Origin of the sequence: Bacillus sp. FSL R7-0672, from assembly GCF_038601465.1 — a bacterium.
GTDB lineage: Bacteria > Bacillota > Bacilli > Bacillales > Bacillaceae > Bacillus > Bacillus pumilus.
Genome location: NZ_CP152010.1, coordinates 589350 through 607902, shown reverse-complemented (window position 1 = coordinate 607902; position 18553 = coordinate 589350). Strand labels below are relative to the sequence as shown.

Sequence of the window (18553 nt, the reverse complement as noted above, 5' to 3'; positions counted from 1 at the left end):
TTTTTTATGTCCACTCATATTACTCTCTTTCTTTTCCTCTGTCACTTAAGCAAAATATGAAAATACCGCACGTTTCCCACCTTAAAAACTGATTCCCCTTACATAAATTCCTTAATTTCTGCAACATGTCAAACGGCAAAATAAAAAAACGTCCAGTTATATAAAAATAACTGAACGTACCCTTTATCGATTGACAGTGAAATTGTTAACAATCCCGCCATCCTTCTCCCAAACGGCTTCCACTGTTTTCTTCTTGATATTGTATTCAAATATCGTTCTTACCTTTGCTTTTCGTCCGGTGTCATCCTTTAATTCCTTTGCGTTTTTAGCAACACCTAAGAAATAAACAGAAGACCCATCCGTAGAAAATTGCGGCTGTGCGGCACTTAAAATATGCACATCCTTACTGTTCTTAACGAGTGTCGCCTGTTTTCCTGTTTCTACATCAAGCATTTTAATAGAGGCTACTTCTTTTTCGTTTCGCACCTTCACTTCTGTATAAATCAATGTCTTATGATCTGGTGAAAATGAAATATCATTAATCGTTTGCGAGATACGTGCAATTCGCTTCCCCTTCGTGCCTGTTTGAACGGTGATCTTCATGGTCGTTGGTTCAGGGTCTCTTCCCTTTTCATTCGCTTCATCGGTTTTCTTGTAATCTTCTTTTAAGGAATAATGCTGGATTGCCAGAAGGTTTGACGCCGGATCATATGCAAAAGAACTTACCGTGTCATCCTTACTTTTCTCTGGATACAATACCTTCACTTTGTGTGTATTTACATCAAACATAGCGACATAAAATTGTTCCCCAGAATCCTTATTATACCTAAGATATAACTGTTCCCCGTCTCCAGACAGCCTCATACTGTCGATGGAATCTTCACTCGTAAATAGCGTTTTTTCTTCATCCGTTTTTACATTCAGTTCTCGAATACTCACTTTTTGCGTGTCTTCATCCGTATACGTGTAATATAAAAGCTGTTTCGTAGAATCATAAGCAATCGAAGGATAGGCTGTCAGTTTCTCCGTATGAAGCGCCCGGTCATGCAAGTAATACGTATTGTTTAACTGTTGATCTGTAAATGAAACGAGTAATTCGTCTTTTGCATCCTGATTTGTTTTCACTTTTACCGCATGCTTCGGCTCTTGCCCCGGCTTCATCATAAAGAAAATGATGGCCGCAATCACTGCGACTCCGATGGCCGTGATGATCCACCATGTTGATTTTTTCATTGCCTTTCAGACCCTCTCTACAAGAAAAGAAGCCAGAAAATGAACTTTTCCCGCTTCTTTGCATGCCTATGTATTAATAAGTGTAATGTCCTTTTACGACACCTTTACTTGTTTTAAACCCTAGTGCTTTGAATGCTTTTGGGCTGACGTCTAATACAGCGTTTGGCATTCTACCTACATCATATTTATATACTGTAATCACTTTATGTGGTTTCGCTTTTGTTGTCACTCTTAGTTTTGTACCTTTTTTTGGTACGTCAAATCCCATTTTAGTTGCTGCATCCCAATGACCGAGTTTTTTTCCATCTGCGCCTTTTTTACCGACACCATTATACCAAGTAATATTGCCGCTTACTTTTTTTGCACTTGCTCCATGTGAGAAACTAAACGCCAAAAATAAACTAGCTACTGTTACGATTGTCGCGATAAGCTTTTTATTCATTAAAAAATCCTCCGTATTTGGTTTCTGCACTTATTATACATGAAGATGCCCCCAATTATTTTACAGTCACATTACAATTCGAATACAAGTTGACCACTTTTTTATGACCGATTTTGTTCACAAAAAATACCAAAATCAGCCAGAACAATGTAAGTAGCCCCTCTCTTTCATTGTATATAATAAAAGTGAATCCAATATAAGGAGGAATTTTTATGAAAAAGTGGTTCATTGTTTTGAGTGTGAGTTTGGCCTTCGTTTTGATGCTTTCAAGTCTACCTGCCTCAGCAGCTGGTCCCCGTCACGGTGCGATTGTGACACAAACGGATGAGGCCAAATGGTCAGGTATCTCTGCTGATATTGTGCTTCCGAAAACAGCGACGATTAAAAATGGATATGCTGACTGGTATCTCGGTCTTGGTTCTGCCGTTATAGAGAGCGGTATTTCAAAAACGTCTTCTGGCTATAAGGTCTTTCTTGGCAGTGGCTCACAAGGCGGCAGTCAATACTGGAACAGTGAATACGATACGAACATTAAGGATGGCGCACGTGTCAACTTAAAGCTCATCAACAATGGTGATGGCACGGTGTCACTATATGTCAATGGGAAATTGCGTTACAAACAGCCTGTTTTCAACCCTAGCCGTCTGAAAAACTTTGATGTTGTCAAAATGGTACACGGTGTTCAGGATAATGGAGCAAACAGCTACACACAAGCAAGCTTCTCGAATGTACAGCTTCGTGCAGATACATCAGGAAGCGTCTATAAAAAATGGGATGGGTCCATCAAATCATCGCTTTTACGTAAAAATTTAGAATCAGGTGCTGCGGCTCCTAAATTCACCGTCATTTCTTCTGTTCCATTAAGTACAAGCCTTTCAGCACAATAAGAAAAAAGCGCCCTTTTTGGGTGCTTCAGATTGTTGACAAAGGGCTAAAATGATCTTTATTTTAGCCCTTTGTCTTCTTTTCAGCGTGATAGAAAACCTTTGAAGTCTAGGAAGGACGAGCATCGGAGCGGAGCGAATTTGACATTCGTGAGCACCGGAGCGCAGACCTGACAACGAATGCGAAGGTTTGTCTACACGCTGAAGCGCCCTTTTTGGGTGCTTTTTATTGTTCACAGCTTATCAACACTTCTCTTTTAATCAAAACAAGGATTCGTGGTAACATAAACATACATACTTCGAAGAAAAAAGGAGAACGAACGTGAAAAAAAGTCTACTTGTTTTCATGAGCCTAGTTGCAAGTCTCTTCATGCTAGCAGCTTGCTCAAATACGACAAACGAACAAAAAACAGAAACGAAGGCACTTCCAACGATCAATGAACGCATTCAAAAAGAAACGAAAGAAGTCATGGAACAGTCTAAACTCATAAAAGACACAGCGATTACCGTTGATCAAAAGAAAAAAGTCATTTCATTAAACGTGATCGCTTCCTCTGACACCAATAGTGATTACGCTGAAGTCATCGGTTTAAACTTTGCCAAGACACTGGCCATTGGAGCTTCAACTGAAAAAGAAAACAACCTGCACAAACCGGAAAATGACAGCCTTGGTGCTCTGTATTCTTTTTACGACCTAAACATCACCGTGAAACAAGAAAACGGCAAAGTGCTGGCAAAGGGAACGAAAAAAACAAATGAAACAAAAATCACTTGGGAAAGAGCCCAGTAATTTATGATTTTTTACGATAAAAAAGCTTGTAGAGGATTGATCGCTCTACAAGCTTTTTTCAAGTTTATACAGACAAATCATCTCTCATCGCATCGACCAGTGTGTGAATATCTGAGTGAGCCCACGATGCTAATCGTACCAACAAATCATCGATACACTCATACAAATGGTGTTCCCTCAAAATATACTCCTTATAAAATGGAATGACAAAGAAATAGAGCAAATCAGCCAATTCAAGTGCAACGTTATCGTCATCCTCATCTTCTAACGCCTGTCCAACACTTTGAATCAGCCACTTCAAATCTGCTTTCTTTTCAATCGGAACATACATCAGTTGATGAATAATATCCGTATCCTTCGTTTGTAAAATCCGCTCAGCCGCTTCCTTTGACAGCGCCCCAATTTCTGTAGAAGATATATTCACAACAGCTAATTCACCCTCTGATCTCACTCGATTCATTTGCAGCAAGTTTTGGTCCATTTCGACTCACTCCCCATTCTCAGATACTTTTATTATAAGGAATTGATCTGATCTTTTATGGAAATAGTGGATTTTTTTATGTAATTTTAAAGAAAATGTGACATTATAAACCAAGGTATCTCATATCTCTCAAAACAAAAAAACACTCTTGATCATAAGAGTGCTTTTCTCATACGTCCTTTACCTTCTCTTTCATCGCCTTAGCCATTTCCACTTCTCCCTCTGCTTCCAACTTTTCAATAATGTGAGCATAATCCCTTTCATGGCGATTTTGGCTTAATTTAAAAGCAGCCTGAACTTCATCAATGATGATTTTAAAGCCTACAATGCCTTTCATTTGTTTCTCTAACAGTTCATCAGACAACGTATGCCATAACACTGGTTGTTCTCTATGGCTTTCGTATGTCTCCAGCATCGTTGTTAATTCTTTGACCAGTTCCGATTTTTCAAGCAGTTTAGCCTTTCCATAAACATGAACAGCTTGGTAATTCCATGTCGGTACTGCTTCTTTTTCATACCATGAAGAGGATATGTAGGCATGCGGCCCTTGAAAAATCACAAGCACCTGCTCATTCTCTTCAAACGTTTTCCACTGAGGATTCCCAATGGCCATATGCCCTGAGATCACATACGAATCTTCAATTTGAAGAAAACTCACTGGGATATGTGTCGCAATGGGCTTTCCATCCGTTGTGGTCACAACTGTTGCAAATGAATGTGATTGAATAAATGCTTTTATTTCCTCCATATCTTTCACTTGAAAAAATGATGGAATATGCATGTTCCCTTCCCCCTTTTTGATCAGCTAAGTGTTTTGGTCATAATGAGGTCCAATTGTTCTTCGTCTCCCAAAAGGAAGGCGTGCACCCCTGTTTGAACAAACCCAAGCTTTTGATAAAATGCGATGGCCGCTTTGTTGTGCTCCCACACCCCAAGCCAAACATCACGTTTATGATATTTCTTCGCGATCTCAAAGGCTTGATTGATTAAATATCGGCCTAATCCTTGTTTTTGAAAGGACTGCTTGATATAAATTCTTTCAATCTCTAACGCTTCACTTCCCATCTCTTCTGACTGCGCATCCTCCATATTGATCTTCAAATAACCAGCAACTTCGCCATTCACTTGAACAAAATAGAACTGTGAAAATGGATGATGTAATTCTTTTAACAGCTGGTTCGGATGAAAGGCTGTCTTTACGTAAGCATCGATATTTTCGGCTTCGTTTGGATCCTGAAAGGTTTCTTTAAACGTGTCGCTGCCGACTTTTTGCAGCTCTTTTACATGCTGATCATTACACGGAATAAAAGTAACGGTTGTCATTGAAGTCATCACTCCTTATCATTTAGTAGCGTCTCTTATTTCCTTTTTTCACATAATCCCAATCTTTTTCGATATTTTGTCTCACCCTGATGAGATACTCATTTATCTGTTCCACTTCCTCTTCAGAAAATCCATCCAGCGCTACTTGATTCGAGTAATCATGTTCTCGTTTGATCAGTGGATATATGGCTTTCCCTTTATCGGTTGGACACAGCTTTTTGATTTTTTTATTCACCGAGTCATCTTTCTTCTCAATAAAACCATGAAGCTCTAGTTTTTTGATAGCACGGGCAGCCGTTGTTCGATCCACCTTGATCATTTCCGCTAGCTTTTCCTGAATGATGCCCGGCTCCTCACAAATACGCACAAGATACAAATACTGCCCCTTCGTTAAATCGTACTCTTTAAATTCAATATTACTAATGGAATCAAGCGCCCGAGCAATCACGCCAATCTCCCGCAAAATTTCTTTCATATACCTCGACTCCTTTTGTTGCATTTGCAACAAACAACTATAGTTAGTATAATTGATCAATATTGTATTTGCAACAAAAAACCCACTCCCTATTTGGAAGTGGGTTTCAACTCTTTCTTTATTTATCACGCTTCTTCGATCCAAACAATCCAAACACGACGGCCAGTGCAACAATAATCGCCACCCAAGTCGTCAAGCCCATACGATCACCGCTTTTCTTTTTATAATCATATTTTAGGTAAAGATTCATAAAATCATTATCTCTTATGTTAACGAATGAGAGGCGGTGAAGGTTTCAGTTCATCAGAAATCGTGACCAAATTCATGAAGACAAAACAAAAACCCCTATATTTCAAGGGGTTTTCGAGGGTGTTACATCATGCCACCCATTCCGCCCATGCCGCCCATATCCGGCATTCCGCCGCCTGAGCCGCCTTCTTCTGGTTTGTCAGCAACGACTGCTTCAGTTGTTAGAAGCATTGCTGCAACAGAAGCTGCGTTTTGAAGTGCAGAGCGAGTTACTTTTGTTGGGTCAACGATTCCTTTTTCGATCATGTTTACCCATTCGTTTGTTGCTGCGTTGAAGCCTACGCCAATTTCTTCGTTTTTCAAGCGCTCAACGATGACTGATCCTTCAAGACCTGCGTTGTGAGCGATTTGGCGGATTGGCTCTTCAAGAGAACGTAGAACGATGTTTACACCTGTTTGAACGTCACCATCAGCTTTGATTGAAGCGACTTTTTTGTATACATTCACAAGTGCTGTACCACCACCGGATACGATACCTTCTTCAACTGCTGCACGAGTTGAGTTGAGTGCATCCTCGATGCGTAGTTTACGCTCTTTTAGTTCTGTTTCAGTTGCAGCACCAACTTTGATGACAGCGACGCCACCAGCTAGTTTTGCAAGACGTTCTTGTAATTTTTCTTTATCGAATTCAGAAGTTGTTTCTTCTACTTGTGCACGGATTTGGTTCACACGTGCTGAGATTTGAGCAGAATCTCCTGAACCTTCTACGATGGTTGTGTTTTCTTTTGTCACAACGACTTTAGAAGCGCGGCCAAGCTGACCGATTTCAGTTGATTTCAGGTCAAGTCCTAGATCTTCTGTGATTAACTCTCCGCCAGTTAGAACAGAGATATCTTCAAGCATTGCTTTACGACGATCACCGAATCCAGGTGCTTTTACTGCCACTGCGTTGAATGTTCCACGAAGTTTGTTCACAACAAGTGTTGCAAGTGCTTCGCCTTCTACATCTTCAGCAATGAGCAATAATGGTTTTCCTTGTTGTACAACTTGCTCAAGTACAGGAAGGATTTCTTGAATGTTTGTGATTTTTTTATCAGTGATTAAGATGTAAGGATTTTCAAGAACCGCTTCCATCTTATCAGAATCCGTCACCATGTATGGTGAAGCATATCCGCGGTCAAACTGCATTCCTTCAACCACTTCAAGCTCAGTTGTGAATCCTTTAGATTCTTCGATTGTGATCACGCCGTCGTTACCTACACGCTCCATTGCTTCAGCGATTAGGCTTCCAACTTCTTCATCTGCTGCAGAAATAGACGCAACTTGAGCAATTGATTCTTTGCCTTCGATTGGTTTAGAAATCTCGTGCAAGCCTTCAAGTGCTACTTTCACTGCTTCTTCGATCCCTTTACGAACGCCAACAGGGTTTGCACCAGCTGTTACGTTTTTAAGACCTTCACGGATCATCGCTTGAGCTAGAACTGTTGCAGTCGTTGTACCGTCACCAGCTACGTCGTTTGTTTTGCTTGCAACTTCAGCCACAAGTTTTGCACCCATGTTTTCAAATGCATCTTCTAATTCGATTTCTTTTGCGATCGTTACACCATCATTTGTGATAAGTGGAGAACCGAATTTTTTCTCAAGAACCACGTTACGTCCTTTAGGTCCTAAAGTTACTTTTACAGCATCTGCAAGTGCATCTACACCACGTAGCATCGCGCGACGTGCTTCTTCACTGAACTTAATATCTTTTGCCATAATAACGAAACCTCCTCAGTCTTTTTAAAAATGTATCTCAATGTTTTTTATGTGATTAACCAATAACAGCTAAAATGTCGCTCTCACGAAGGATTAAATATTCTTTGCCTTCATATTTCACTTCAGTGCCTGCATATTTTGAGAAGATAATGCGGTCGCCTGTGTTTACTTCTAACGCAACGCGCTCACCACTTTCAAGTACACGGCCTGAACCTGCTGCAACAATTTTACCTTCTTGCGGTTTTTCTTTTGCAGAATCCGGTAACACAATACCGCTAGCGGTTTTTTCCTCAGATTCAACGAGTTCAATGATTACGCGATCGCCTAATGGCTTTAACATAAGAAACAACCTCCTCAATTTTTATATGTAGTCTTTTTTTAGCACTCATCACCAGTGAGTGCTAACACATTTATTATAATAAAGAATGTCTTCTGTAATTTCAAGTAAAAACCTTTAAAAATTTTTACGCTTTCATGATCTTTTTTCAACTCAGATTCTTTCCTTTTCATCGAAAAAGAAGACTTGTGTTACAATAAATCTAGTTCTTTTAGTAAAGGGGTTTTCGTTACTTGAAAAAACAATATTGGTACATCATCTTAACGTATATATTGGTGCAGGTTTCTGCGTTTCCGTATGTGTTCATTATGAAGTGGTTAGGTTACATTCAGACACCGATGACACAAGCAGAGCTCTCTAAATTGTCAGGTACATGGACAATCATCAGCTTCTGTGTCGGATTAATCATTATTCTGCTCATCCTTCGGACTGTGCCAAGAGCTTCACTTCGAAATGAAGAACCGGCTTCAGTCGGCGCGGCAATCGCTTGGATCATTGTCGGTTTCTTTCTATCACTTCTAACTCAATCGATTGCAGGAATGATTGAACAATATGCATTCGGCATTGGACGTGAGTCAGAAAACACGCAAAATATCTTATCTATTATGGATGCTTTTCCTTTTCTGGTTGTTATTATTGCACTAATTGGACCGATACTTGAGGAGATTATTTTCCGAAAAATCGTTTTTGGTGTAATTTATGAAAGGTCGAATTTTTTTATTGCGGCACTTGTTAGTTCAGTATTTTTCGCTGCTGCACATTCTGATTTTGACCACTTCTTTCTTTATACCGCAATGGGCTTTACCTTTGCCTTTTTATATGCGAAAACAAAACGAATCATTGTTCCAATCGGTGCTCATATGCTGATGAATTCGCTCGTTATTCTTGTGCAGATTGAGCCAGTAAGAAAAATGATTGAAGAACAATCTCAAACAATGCAAATGATTATTGGAGGCTTTTTCTCATGAGAAACCCTGTTGTATGGGGCATCATTTATTTTGCCGTAGGTGTGGCTTTCACCTATATGGCCATTCAAAATCCAGGTGACATGTGGTCATTTTACAGCATTTTGCTGATGGTGTTTGCGGCCTATAATATCAATATCGCGCTTAAAATGTTTGCCTTCTCTGTCAAACTCAAAAAACAGCAGCAAAAATAAATCAAAAACCATTTTCCGCACTTGGAAAATGGTTTTTTTATGGAGGACAAGTTTTCATGGAACAAGAAAAACTGAACATCTTAAATAAGCAGCATGAAACGATTGGAGTTACAACCCGTTCAGATGTCCACACCCGAGGCCTTTGGCATGAAACCTTTCATTTCTGGCTTCTCAAAAAGGAACATGACACCGTATATCTCTATTTTCAGCTAAGAAGTCCCGCAAAAAAGGATTTTCCTTCTCTGTTTGATATCACCGCAGCAGGTCACCTTCTAGCAAATGAACAGCCTTCTGACGGTGTGAGAGAGGTAGAAGAAGAGCTTGGTCTTACTGTCCCTTTTGAAGATCTAGCCTTTGCAGGTGTTATACAGGATGAAATTCATCTACCCGATTTGACTGATCGTGAATGTTGCCATGCCTATCTTTACGTCCATCAAGAAGAGCAGATGAACATTCAATTACAAAAAGAAGAAGTCGCTGGACTTTACAGAGCAAAACTAATGGATGCACAGCAGCTTTTCACTAGAAAATGTGACAACATGCAGCTGGAGGGCTTTGAAGTTGATGAATTCGGAGAACGACGTGAGAAAAGCAGAGTAGTCTGTATACAAGATTTTGTCCCGCATGAGACTGCCTATTATCAGCATCTATTTCAAGCGATCAATCAATTCCTTTCACAATAGAAAAAGCATCGTGACCCTTATTCGGATCACGATGCTTTTTTTTATGTGACATCATAACTTTCTTTCTCCTCTGTTTGCTGCATTTTGCGATAGGTCACTCTCGAAATGACGATACTCACTTCGTATAAAACGAGCATCGGCAAGGTGACCATGAGGTGAGAAACAAGCTCTGGTGGTGTAATGAGTGCGGCAATGACAAGGAGGACAAAATAGGCATACTTCCGTATTTTTGATAAAAACATCGGTGTGATGATGCCAAGTCTTGTGAGAAACATCAACACAACGGGCATCTGAAACAAAAAGCCAAATGGAAGTGTTAACTGCATCAGAAATGTAAAATACTCATGAATCCCAATGACTTGCTCTACATTTAAATCATTCGACATTCGCATCATAAAATCAACGACAAACGGAAACAAAATAAAATAAGAGAAAGCCACACCGCTCAAAAATAAAAGCAGTGCAATCGGAATATAAGCAAGTGTCACCTTTCTTTCTTTTTCATATAAGCCGGGGCTCACAAACGCCCAAAGCTGATATAAAATCACGGGACACGTCAAAACCAAAGCAATGACAAATGCGAACTGCATAAACACGTACAGCGGATCTGTGAGCTTAAATGCATTCAGTGTCAGTGTGGCCGCTTCATCGGTATTTTGTAAATACACAATGACCGGCTTAGCAAGAAAAAAACCAGCCACCATAAAGGCGACAAAAAACATCGCAATGATCACTAAACGTTTTCGCAGTTCCACAATATGCTCCATAAGCGGCATATCTTTGACATTCATGAAGCTCATCCTATTCTACTGATCTTCTTTTTTCTTTTTTTCTTCCTGATCATCAGCTAAACCTTTTGTGGCATTTTTGAATTCACGTAATGTATCTCCTGCTGCTCTTCCTAATTCAGGAAGCTTTTTCGGCCCAAAAATAATGAGCGCAACAATCGCAATCAGAACCAAACTTCCAGGACCGATCGGACCCATTTGCTCCACCCCCTTTACCACTTTTCGTCAATCCTCCTGTGTAACAGAGTAATGCTTTAAGAAATACACAAGTGACTGAAGTTCAACCGCCAAATCTATATGATGAATTCGAATGTGTTCCGGCACATTCAATCGAGCCGGCGTAAAATTAAGGATCCCTTTGATGCCAAGGGCAATCAAACGATCTGTAATGGGTTGAGCTGCTCCGGCAGGTACTGTCAAAATAGCAACAGGTATATCCCCTACCTCTTGAACATGCTCTTCAAGCTTATCCAAATCATAGACAGGCACGCCGCCTATCTCACTTCCTATTTTACTCTCATTGACGTCAAAAGCCATCGAAATTTTTGTATTATTGTTTTTGATGAAATTATAGTGTAAAAATGCAGTCCCTAAATTCCCGACACCGATGAGCATGACATTGGTCATTTCATCTTGGTCAAGTGTCTTTCTGAAGAAGGTCAAAAGGTAATCGACATTATAGCCATACCCCTTCTTCCCAAGTGCACCAAAGTATGAAAAATCTCGGCGAATGGTAGCAGAATCCACTTTGACTGCATCACTAAGCTCTGCTGATGACACCCTTTGTTTTCCTGATGCATGCAGATTTTTTAAAAAACGGTAATATAGCGGCAAACGTTTGGCTGTCGCTTGTGGAATTTTTGACTGATCTATATTCATATAAGGTCCTCCAACTTAAATATCAGATGCTCTGTGAAAATCACCGTTTTTCCCACCTGTCTTTTCAATTAAATAGGTAGGACCGATGATCATGCCTTTATCAATCGCTTTGCACATGTCGTAAACGGTCAGTGCACATACTGAAGCAGAAGTGAGCGCTTCCATCTCAACACCCGTACTTCCTTTTGTTTTCACCTGTACTTGTATGTTCAGAATGTGCGCATTTCCGTCTTCCTCCCAATCAAAGGAGATATCCACGCCTTTTAGTGCAAGCGGATGACACATTGGAATGATGGTAGATGTTTGCTTTGCTGCCATGATGCCAGCAACCTGTGCAACAGACAGCACATCCCCTTTTCCAATTTCACGTTGCTCTATTTTATGAAACACTTCTTTTATCATACGAACACTTGAAGCAGCAACAGCGGTTCTCACAGTAGACGATTTGTCACTAATGTCGACCATCTTTGCTCTTCCCTGTTCGTTAAAGTGGCTAAATTGACTCATTTTTTCAACGCTCCCTCACTCAAATGATACACTATTTTTTCCTATCTGTCTTTCATTTGAATATGGCGATTGTATGTAACATTTGCCGGTTTACTGCTGATAAGCTACACTTAACATATTATAGCAGAGGTGAAGTTACATGATGATTCTACAAGTGAATCAGCTATCCAAATCGTTTGGTGCTGATACCGTTTTAACGAATATAAAATTGGAAGTCAAAGCAAGGGATCGGATTGCCATTGTAGGTCGTAACGGCGCAGGCAAATCCACCCTTTTGAAAATCATTGCCGGTCAATTGTCTTACGAGCAAGGTGAGATCATCAAACCAAAAGACCTATCGATCGGCTATTTAGCACAGCATACCGATGTGACGTCTACACGTACGTTAAAAGACGAATTATTATCGGTTTTTGATCATTTAAAAAAGATGGAACAAGAGATGAGAACCATCGAGGAGAAAATGGCTTCCTCCACAGGTTCTGAGCTGGATTCCCTCATGAAAACCTATGACAGGCTACAGCAGGAATTTAAAGATCAAGGCGGCTATCAATACGAAGCAGACGTCCGCTCCATTCTTCATGGGCTCGGCTTTAGTCACTTTGAAGATGGGACAACCGTTCAATCCTTAAGCGGCGGCCAGAAAACCCGTCTAGCGCTTGGAAAGCTCTTATTAATGAAACCAGAACTCTTAATTTTGGACGAGCCGACCAACCATTTAGATATTGATACCTTATCATGGCTGGAGCAGTATTTGCAAAATTATACAGGCGCCATTCTGATCGTGTCCCATGACCGCTACTTCTTAGACAAAGTGGTGAACCATGTATATGAAGTCTCAAGAACTGCTATAAAAAAATTTGCAGGCAACTATAGTAAGTATCTTGATCTGAAAGCTGAGCAGCTAGAGCGCGATATGAAGCTTTACGAAAAGCAGCAAGAGGAAATCTCAAAGCTCCAAGACTTCGTAGATCGCAACCTGGCAAGAGCCTCAACCACAAAGCGCGCTCAGAGCAGACGCAAGCAACTGGAACGGATGGATCGTATAGATAAGCCATTAGGTGATGAAAAATCCGCAAACTTTCATTTTGATATTACGAGACAAAGCGGCAATGATGTGCTGAAGGTACATGATCTCGACATTCGTTATGATGAAAAAACACCGCTTCTATCCTCTCTTTCTTTTCAGATCAAACGCGAGGATAGCGTGGCACTCATTGGTCCTAATGGGATCGGAAAATCAACCCTTTTAAAAACGTTAACGAACACATTAAAGCCTGTAAAAGGCGACATCACCTTTGGATCTCATGTCACAATCGGCTACTATGACCAAGAACAAGCCAAACTGACATCCTCCAAAAAAGTGCTCAATGAGCTTTGGGATGACTATCCTCATATGAATGAAAAAGAAATTCGGACATGTTTAGGGAACTTCCTCTTTTCCGGTGACGACGTCTTAAAGCCCGTTCATGCATTAAGCGGTGGAGAAAAAGCGCGCCTTGCCCTGGCAAAGCTGATGCTCCAAAAAGCCAATTTCCTGATACTTGATGAGCCTACAAACCATTTGGACTTAGATAGTAAGGAAATTTTAGAAAATGCACTGATTGATTATCCAGGAACCATCTTATTTGTCTCGCATGACCGTTATTTTATCAACCGTCTGGCAACGAAAGTATTCGAGCTGTCACCTTCAGAAACAAAAGAGTATCTCGGTGATTATGACTACTACCTTGAAAAGAAAAATGAACAATTAGAGCTTGAAGCGATTCAAGAAAATGAGGCGCTGAAAAAACAAGCAGCAAAGCCAGTTGAAACGGCAAAGCTTTCGTATGCGGAAGAAAAAGAACTGAAAAAGAAAGAAAGACAAAAGCAGCGCAGAATCGAGGAAATTGAAGAACGGATTGCTGTCATTGAAGCGAAGCTTGGTGAAAATGAAGAGCTTCTATGTGATCCTGCTATTTTTCAAGATCACGAGAAGGTCCAAAACATTCAAACAGAAAATGATACGCTTCATCAAGAGCTGGAATCCCTTTTCGCAGAGTGGGAAGAGCTATCCGAATCGTAAAGAGTGCCCTAATGGGTGCTCTTTTTTCTTTTTAGTGAAGATTTCTTATCCACATTAATATCCACAATAACTTCTTTATTATTCTTTTAAAAATCGGACTTATCCACTTTATCCACAGAGATTTAATCACATATCCACATAAAAGAACGTATTTGTGCACATCCACTTCATTTTAAAACGAAATTTTCTAACAATTGTGGATATATCATGTTTACTTGTGAATAAATCGCTTTCATTAAAAATGAAAAAAACCTGTGTATCCACAGGAGTTTTCATTCATATGAGACAAGTGGTAAGCCCGGCTGGCCATTCATCGCCATATCGCCTCTTATACCTTTTTCAAACGCAATGGTTCCAGCAGCAGCGATCATGGCTGCATTGTCTGTACAAAGAGATAATGGTGGAATAATGACCTTCACGTCAGGAAGCTTTGTGAATGCTGTCGTTAAGGCTTCTCTCAGTCCTTTATTGGCAGCGACTCCACCAGCTAGGACAACCTGCTTGACGCCATAGGCCTCTGCCGCTTTTAATGTTTTCCCAACAAGCACCTCAATGACACTTGCTTGAAAACTTGCTGCCAAATTCTCTGGAGCAATTGTTTCTCCTTTTTGAGATGCATTGTGTAGTGTGTTAATAACAGCTGATTTTAATCCACTAAAGCTAAAGTGATAGGAACCTTCTTCAAGCCATGCACGTGGAAGCTTAATCGTTGGCTCTCCTTCATGTGCTAACCGATCAATATGAGGTCCGCCTGGATACGGAAGACCCATCGTCCGGGCCACTTTATCGTAAGCTTCTCCAGCCGCATCATCTAATGTTTCTCCGATAACCTCAAAAGATCCGTGCTCTTTCATTAGTACAAGCTCAGTATGTCCACCAGAGACGACAAGAGCCAAACATGGAAACTCCAATTCATCTACAAGTTGGTTTGCATAAATATGCCCCGCAATATGATGTACACCAACAAGAGGAATTTGATGAGCAAAGCTCAGTGCCTTTGCTGCATTGACACCGATTAGAAGGGCACCGACTAAGCCTGGTCCTTCTGTGACAGCAATGGCATCTAAATCCTGAAAGCTCATATTAGCCTGTGCCATTACTTCTTCTAACACGATGGTGACTTGCTCCACGTGATGCCTTGAAGCGATTTCTGGGACAACTCCGCCAAATCGTTTATGGCTTTCTATTTGCGATGCGACAACATTCGCTACAATTTCTTTCCCATTTTTCACAATAGATGCAGCTGTTTCATCACAGCTTGTCTCTATACCTAATATGAATCGATCTGTTTGTTCATTCATTTATATTCACCCACATGACCAATGCATCTTCCCCATTATCCGTATAATAATTCTTTCGAATAGAAGCTGGTCTGAAACCAAGCTTTTCATAAAGGGATTGTGCGGGTGTATTTGAAACCCGCACCTCTAAAGAAAGATGATCTGTCTTTTTTTCTTTACAAAATTCCATGACATATCGCAGCAACGCTTCCCCGTAACCCTTTCCTCTATGCTCAGGGAGAATCGCAATGTTCGTAATTTGTGCATCGTCCATGACGATCCAGACCCCGCAATATCCAACAGGCTGCTCATCTTCTTCAATGAGAAAATAATGGCTGTACTGGTTATGAAGAATCTCATAGACAAATGATTCTTTTTTCCAAGGGGCAGTAAACGAATGCACTTCAATCGTATACACCTCTGGAATGTCCGCTACTGTCATTTTTCGAATCTCTGTTATGTTGAGATTATTTTTGTCCTTCAAGCCATTTCACTTCCGCTTCTGCCAAACGAATATAGTTAGGAACAAGCTGATGGACATCTTCAGCAGGACGATCTGCCGCTAAAAATGCAAGCATTGAAGGTCTTGGGTTATGAAAAGCTCCCTCCGCTATCACAGCCGTTTCTCCTAAAATGGAGCGAATGCTCTCCTCATGAAGATGCACATCCTGTCCAAGAAATAGGACAGGCTTTCCTGTTTGCTTCAGCTCATGAAGCCAATCCGTGAGCAAGATATTTTGGTCTGGTTTGATCTCTTTGATCTTTCCTTCTTCAAACGTATATAGCCCAGTATATACTTGTCCTCTTCTCGCATCGAATAGTGGCGAGACCCATCCGTCAAAGTATTGACCATTTGCCGCAAGTGTTTCTAAACTCGAAACAGCCGATATCGGGATAGATAGCGTCCATGCGAGTGTTTTTGCAATGGTCACACCGATTCGGACGCCAGTGTAGGAACCAGGTCCTTTTGCTACAACAATTTTACTTAGTTCACTTGGCGCTACACCACATTCTTTCAACAATGCCTCAACAGTCGGCATCGCTCGGACGGAATGGTTCTTTTTTAAATACGTGATGCTCTCACCAATCACTGTGGAATCTTTGACAAGGGCAATTCCTAGTGTATGGTTTGACGTATCAATTGCCAGTATGGTCAAATTCTTTCATCTCCTTACAAAGGGTCTCATAGCGTTCCCCTTTTGCACTAAACGTGAGATGACGTTCTTCTTCACGTTCTGTTCTCAGCATTTCTATTTTCAAATAGGAGGAAGGCAATTGAGGTCCAATGAGATGTGCCCACTCAACCAAGCATACACCTTCACCCTCAAAATATTCTTCGAGCCCGATATCTTCTTCCGCATCTTCCATGCGGTACACGTCCATATGATAAAGTGGCAGTCTGCCATCGGTATATTCTTTAATGATCGTAAAGGTAGGGCTGTTGACGATACGGGTAATCCCTAAGCCTTCTGCAAAACCTTTTGAAAAAGTCGTTTTGCCTGCGCCTAAATCCCCTTCTAATGTCAAAACATCGCCTGGCATCACAAGTTTGGCCAAAGCAGCGGCAATTCGTTTCGTCTCATCCGCACCTTTTGTCGTCCATGTTAATTTCACAGTTGATGTCACCTCATTTCTTAAAATGATTATATCCATTTTTCATTAACATTGTTTGCTGTTCATTGTCTTTTAATAGAACGCTTGCTGCTTGATTACCTTTGACTTGTCCAATGCGTTTGACTTGAATGTCTTTTTTTCTACATTGCATTTCAAAGCTTTCCCAATCATCCTCTGGAATCGCACCAGTTAATACAAAGTCTTCCCCGCCAAATAACACCCATTCCAGCCAGTCTTTACGCAGCACTTGTAAATCTGGATGTACGGGGAGCTTGTTTGTTTCTATCTCTATCGTCACATGACTCGCTTCGGCTATCTCATTCAGCTCACTCGCTATTCCATCACTCACATCATTCAAAGTGACCCGAGGGAAGCTTGAGCAAATGAGACCAGCAACAATGTGAGGCTTAGGCTTTTTATGACGCTCAAGAAAAAAGGCTGTGTCGACTGCCTTGGGAGGGACTATTTCGTTCATTAAAAGTGATAAGCCCGCAGCTGATGAACCAAGCTCACCTGTGACAAAGACGACGTCTCCTGTCTGAGCACTGTGACGATAACAAGCTTTCCCCTTTGGTACCTCGCCAATGACCGTCACTGTAATGACAAAGTCACTGCGAGTGGCAACCGTATCTCCACCAATCAAATCCATTTGATAAGTATCAGCCAATGCTTTCATTCCCTCGTAAAGGGCTGAAACGACCGTCTCATCACCATGAGGCGGGATTGCAATTGATACAAGATAATACTTTGGGGTTCCCCCCATTGCGGCGATATCACTGACATTGACCGCTAGTGCTTTAAAGCCAATCTCAAAAGGTGTGGAAAAATCAAAGCGAAAATGAACATGCTCCACCATTGTATCAACACAAACGACCTCTTCACAATGTGAATGAGGTTGATAAACACTTGCATCATCACCGATGCCCATAACCAAAGAACGCTGATGTGTTTCTTTTGGTGTAATTCGGCGAATAAGATCAAATTCATCCATAAAAAGACAGCCCCTTCATGCAATCAATTGATTGAATAGACACGATGTCAGACATAATTAGTATTAGTGTAAGCCAATATGAGTTTCAGTTTCAATTAAAAATGATATAAAGAAAGCCTGGTATGAAAAAAACCAGGCTGGGTTAAAGTGATCTATCTTTTCTTTTTACATAACATGTAGCCAAACACAAAGCCATTCAATGTATCTTGGATACGTATGAAAAGAAAAAGACATAAAAAAAAACGAAACTATACGTTTTCGTTTACAAGTCATAAAAATGGCGGTCCGGACGGGACTCGAACCCGCGACCTCCTGCGTGACAGGCAGGCATTCTAACCAACTGAACTACCGGACCATTTTGGTTGCACTCACTGAGCACTACCTATTGGTATATAAAATAATTTGGTTGCGGGGGCAGGATTTGAACCTGCGACCTTCGGGTTATGAGCCCGACGAGCTACCGAACTGCTCCACCCCGCGACGATATAAATATAACAAGCTTGGCGGCGTCCTACTCTCACAGGGGGAGACCCCCAACTACCATCGGCGCTGAAGAGCTTAACTTCCGTGTTCGGTATGGGAACGGGTGTGACCTCTTCGCTATCGCCACCAAACCTG

At 41.0% G+C, this 18553-nt stretch carries 24 protein-coding genes, 2 tRNA genes and 1 rRNA gene; 6 read left to right on the top strand and 21 right to left on the bottom strand.

The annotated features are described in order from the left end of the window. Window positions 1–183 precede the first annotated feature (183 nt). Together MKY18_RS03040 and MKY18_RS03035 are read right to left on the bottom strand one after the other, a co-directional pair. Window positions 184–1233, bottom strand: a complete 1050-nt coding sequence (locus MKY18_RS03040) for a hypothetical protein (protein ID WP_065099123.1) — start codon at window positions 1231–1233, stop codon at window positions 184–186. A 73-nt stretch (window positions 1234–1306) separates the two neighbouring features. Continuing rightward, window positions 1307–1675 (bottom strand): septal ring lytic transglycosylase RlpA family protein, encoded by a 369-nt coding sequence (locus MKY18_RS03035; protein WP_044141453.1) that lies wholly within the window; start codon window positions 1673–1675, stop codon window positions 1307–1309. Window positions 1676–1887: 212 nt separating this feature from the next. On the opposite strand from MKY18_RS03035, the gene MKY18_RS03030 reads away from it, so the two are divergent. Then, window positions 1888–2562 (top strand): hypothetical protein, encoded by a 675-nt coding sequence (locus MKY18_RS03030; protein ID WP_065099122.1) that lies wholly within the window; start codon window positions 1888–1890, stop codon window positions 2560–2562. Window positions 2563–2881: 319 nt separating this feature from the next. Then, entirely contained in the window at window positions 2882–3349 is a 468-nt protein-coding gene (locus tag MKY18_RS03025; protein ID WP_065099121.1) for a hypothetical protein, read from the top strand. 64 nt (window positions 3350–3413) lie between these two features. On the opposite strand, the gene MKY18_RS03020 is transcribed toward MKY18_RS03025, so the two are convergent. From MKY18_RS03020 to groES, 7 genes are all read right to left on the bottom strand, one after another. Continuing rightward, window positions 3414–3830: a hypothetical protein gene (locus MKY18_RS03020; protein ID WP_065099120.1), complete on the bottom strand. Its 417-nt coding sequence runs from the start codon at window positions 3828–3830 to the stop codon at window positions 3414–3416. A gap of 169 nt (window positions 3831–3999) precedes the next feature. Continuing rightward, window positions 4000–4611 carry an FMN-binding negative transcriptional regulator gene (locus MKY18_RS03015; RefSeq protein WP_342497715.1) on the bottom strand — a complete coding sequence of 204 codons (612 nt, stop codon included), beginning with the start codon at window positions 4609–4611 and terminating at the stop codon, window positions 4000–4002. 20 nt (window positions 4612–4631) lie between these two features. Beyond that, window positions 4632–5153, bottom strand: a complete 522-nt coding sequence (locus MKY18_RS03010; protein WP_268508303.1) for a GNAT family N-acetyltransferase — start codon at window positions 5151–5153, stop codon at window positions 4632–4634. A gap of 22 nt (window positions 5154–5175) precedes the next feature. After that, a complete protein-coding gene (locus tag MKY18_RS03005) occupies window positions 5176–5628 on the bottom strand; it encodes a MarR family transcriptional regulator (RefSeq protein WP_342497714.1) in 453 nt (150 codons plus the stop codon). Window positions 5629–5746: 118 nt separating this feature from the next. After that, on the bottom strand, window positions 5747–5878 hold the full coding sequence (locus MKY18_RS03000) for a hypothetical protein (protein WP_258395145.1): 132 nt from the start codon (window positions 5876–5878) through the stop codon (window positions 5747–5749). Between the two features lie 122 nt (window positions 5879–6000). Beyond that, the gene (groL, locus tag MKY18_RS02995) at window positions 6001–7635 is read right to left on the bottom strand and encodes a chaperonin GroEL (RefSeq protein ID WP_065099117.1); all 1635 of its coding nucleotides are present in this window, start codon (window positions 7633–7635) and stop codon (window positions 6001–6003) included. Between the two features lie 55 nt (window positions 7636–7690). Further along, window positions 7691–7975, bottom strand: a complete 285-nt coding sequence (groES, locus tag MKY18_RS02990; protein ID WP_003214120.1) for a co-chaperone GroES — start codon at window positions 7973–7975, stop codon at window positions 7691–7693. 230 nt (window positions 7976–8205) lie between these two features. Here groES and MKY18_RS02985 point away from each other — a divergent pair, with 230 nt between their 5' ends. Genes MKY18_RS02985 through MKY18_RS02975 form a run of 3 tightly spaced genes read left to right on the top strand, consistent with a single transcriptional unit; the run spans window position 8206 to window position 9814 of the window. Further along, complete coding sequence (locus MKY18_RS02985; RefSeq protein WP_065099116.1) at window positions 8206–8940, top strand: CPBP family intramembrane glutamic endopeptidase; 735 nt, start codon at window positions 8206–8208, stop codon at window positions 8938–8940. Then, window positions 8937–9131 (top strand): YdiK family protein, encoded by a 195-nt coding sequence (locus tag MKY18_RS02980; RefSeq protein WP_003213897.1) that lies wholly within the window; start codon window positions 8937–8939, stop codon window positions 9129–9131. The genes MKY18_RS02985 and MKY18_RS02980 overlap by 4 nt, the downstream gene beginning before the upstream one ends. A 56-nt stretch (window positions 9132–9187) precedes the next feature. Continuing rightward, window positions 9188–9814: an NUDIX domain-containing protein gene (locus MKY18_RS02975; protein ID WP_065099115.1), complete on the top strand. Its 627-nt coding sequence runs from the start codon at window positions 9188–9190 to the stop codon at window positions 9812–9814. Between the two features lie 41 nt (window positions 9815–9855). On the opposite strand, the gene tatC is transcribed toward MKY18_RS02975, so the two are convergent. The 4 genes from tatC to moaC are packed head-to-tail and all read right to left on the bottom strand — an operon-like array spanning window position 9856 to window position 11988. Then, the gene (gene tatC, locus MKY18_RS02970) at window positions 9856–10614 is read right to left on the bottom strand and encodes a twin-arginine translocase subunit TatC (protein WP_095117754.1); all 759 of its coding nucleotides are present in this window, start codon (window positions 10612–10614) and stop codon (window positions 9856–9858) included. A 6-nt stretch (window positions 10615–10620) separates the two neighbouring features. Continuing rightward, window positions 10621–10800 (bottom strand): twin-arginine translocase TatA/TatE family subunit, encoded by a 180-nt coding sequence (locus MKY18_RS02965; RefSeq protein WP_003214302.1) that lies wholly within the window; start codon window positions 10798–10800, stop codon window positions 10621–10623. A gap of 27 nt (window positions 10801–10827) precedes the next feature. Further along, entirely contained in the window at window positions 10828–11481 is a 654-nt protein-coding gene (locus MKY18_RS02960) for a redox-sensing transcriptional repressor Rex (RefSeq protein ID WP_342497713.1), read from the bottom strand. A 15-nt stretch (window positions 11482–11496) separates the two neighbouring features. Next, window positions 11497–11988, bottom strand: a complete 492-nt coding sequence (moaC, locus tag MKY18_RS02955; RefSeq protein WP_003214058.1) for a cyclic pyranopterin monophosphate synthase MoaC — start codon at window positions 11986–11988, stop codon at window positions 11497–11499. A 139-nt stretch (window positions 11989–12127) separates the two neighbouring features. Between moaC and MKY18_RS02950 the strand changes: the two genes are divergently transcribed. Then, window positions 12128–14050, top strand: a complete 1923-nt coding sequence (locus tag MKY18_RS02950) for an ABC-F family ATP-binding cassette domain-containing protein (protein WP_342497712.1) — start codon at window positions 12128–12130, stop codon at window positions 14048–14050. A gap of 272 nt (window positions 14051–14322) precedes the next feature. On the opposite strand, the gene tsaD is transcribed toward MKY18_RS02950, so the two are convergent. The 8 genes from tsaD to rrf all read right to left on the bottom strand — a co-directional run bounded on the left by tsaD (window position 14323) and on the right by rrf (window position 18549). Then, window positions 14323–15351 carry a tRNA (adenosine(37)-N6)-threonylcarbamoyltransferase complex transferase subunit TsaD gene (tsaD, locus tag MKY18_RS02945; protein WP_065099113.1) on the bottom strand — a complete coding sequence of 343 codons (1029 nt, stop codon included), beginning with the start codon at window positions 15349–15351 and terminating at the stop codon, window positions 14323–14325. Beyond that, window positions 15344–15772 (bottom strand): ribosomal protein S18-alanine N-acetyltransferase, encoded by a 429-nt coding sequence (rimI, locus tag MKY18_RS02940; RefSeq protein ID WP_003214231.1) that lies wholly within the window; start codon window positions 15770–15772, stop codon window positions 15344–15346. The genes tsaD and rimI overlap by 8 nt, the downstream gene beginning before the upstream one ends. Window positions 15773–15797: 25 nt before the next feature. Continuing rightward, the gene (tsaB, locus tag MKY18_RS02935) at window positions 15798–16487 is read right to left on the bottom strand and encodes a tRNA (adenosine(37)-N6)-threonylcarbamoyltransferase complex dimerization subunit type 1 TsaB (RefSeq protein ID WP_065099112.1); all 690 of its coding nucleotides are present in this window, start codon (window positions 16485–16487) and stop codon (window positions 15798–15800) included. Further along, window positions 16468–16944: a tRNA (adenosine(37)-N6)-threonylcarbamoyltransferase complex ATPase subunit type 1 TsaE gene (gene tsaE / locus MKY18_RS02930; protein WP_081277219.1), complete on the bottom strand. Its 477-nt coding sequence runs from the start codon at window positions 16942–16944 to the stop codon at window positions 16468–16470. The genes tsaB and tsaE overlap by 20 nt, the downstream gene beginning before the upstream one ends. Before the next feature lie 13 nt (window positions 16945–16957). Further along, window positions 16958–17935 (bottom strand): thiamine-phosphate kinase, encoded by a 978-nt coding sequence (gene thiL, locus MKY18_RS02925; protein ID WP_065099110.1) that lies wholly within the window; start codon window positions 17933–17935, stop codon window positions 16958–16960. Between the two features lie 278 nt (window positions 17936–18213). Then, window positions 18214–18290 (bottom strand) — tRNA-Asp (locus MKY18_RS02920). Window positions 18291–18338: 48 nt separating this feature from the next. Next, window positions 18339–18415 (bottom strand) — tRNA-Met (locus tag MKY18_RS02915). An 18-nt stretch (window positions 18416–18433) separates the two neighbouring features. Next, window positions 18434–18549: ribosomal RNA gene (rrf, locus tag MKY18_RS02910) — 5S ribosomal RNA — on the bottom strand. Window positions 18550–18553: the final 4 nt, after the last annotated feature.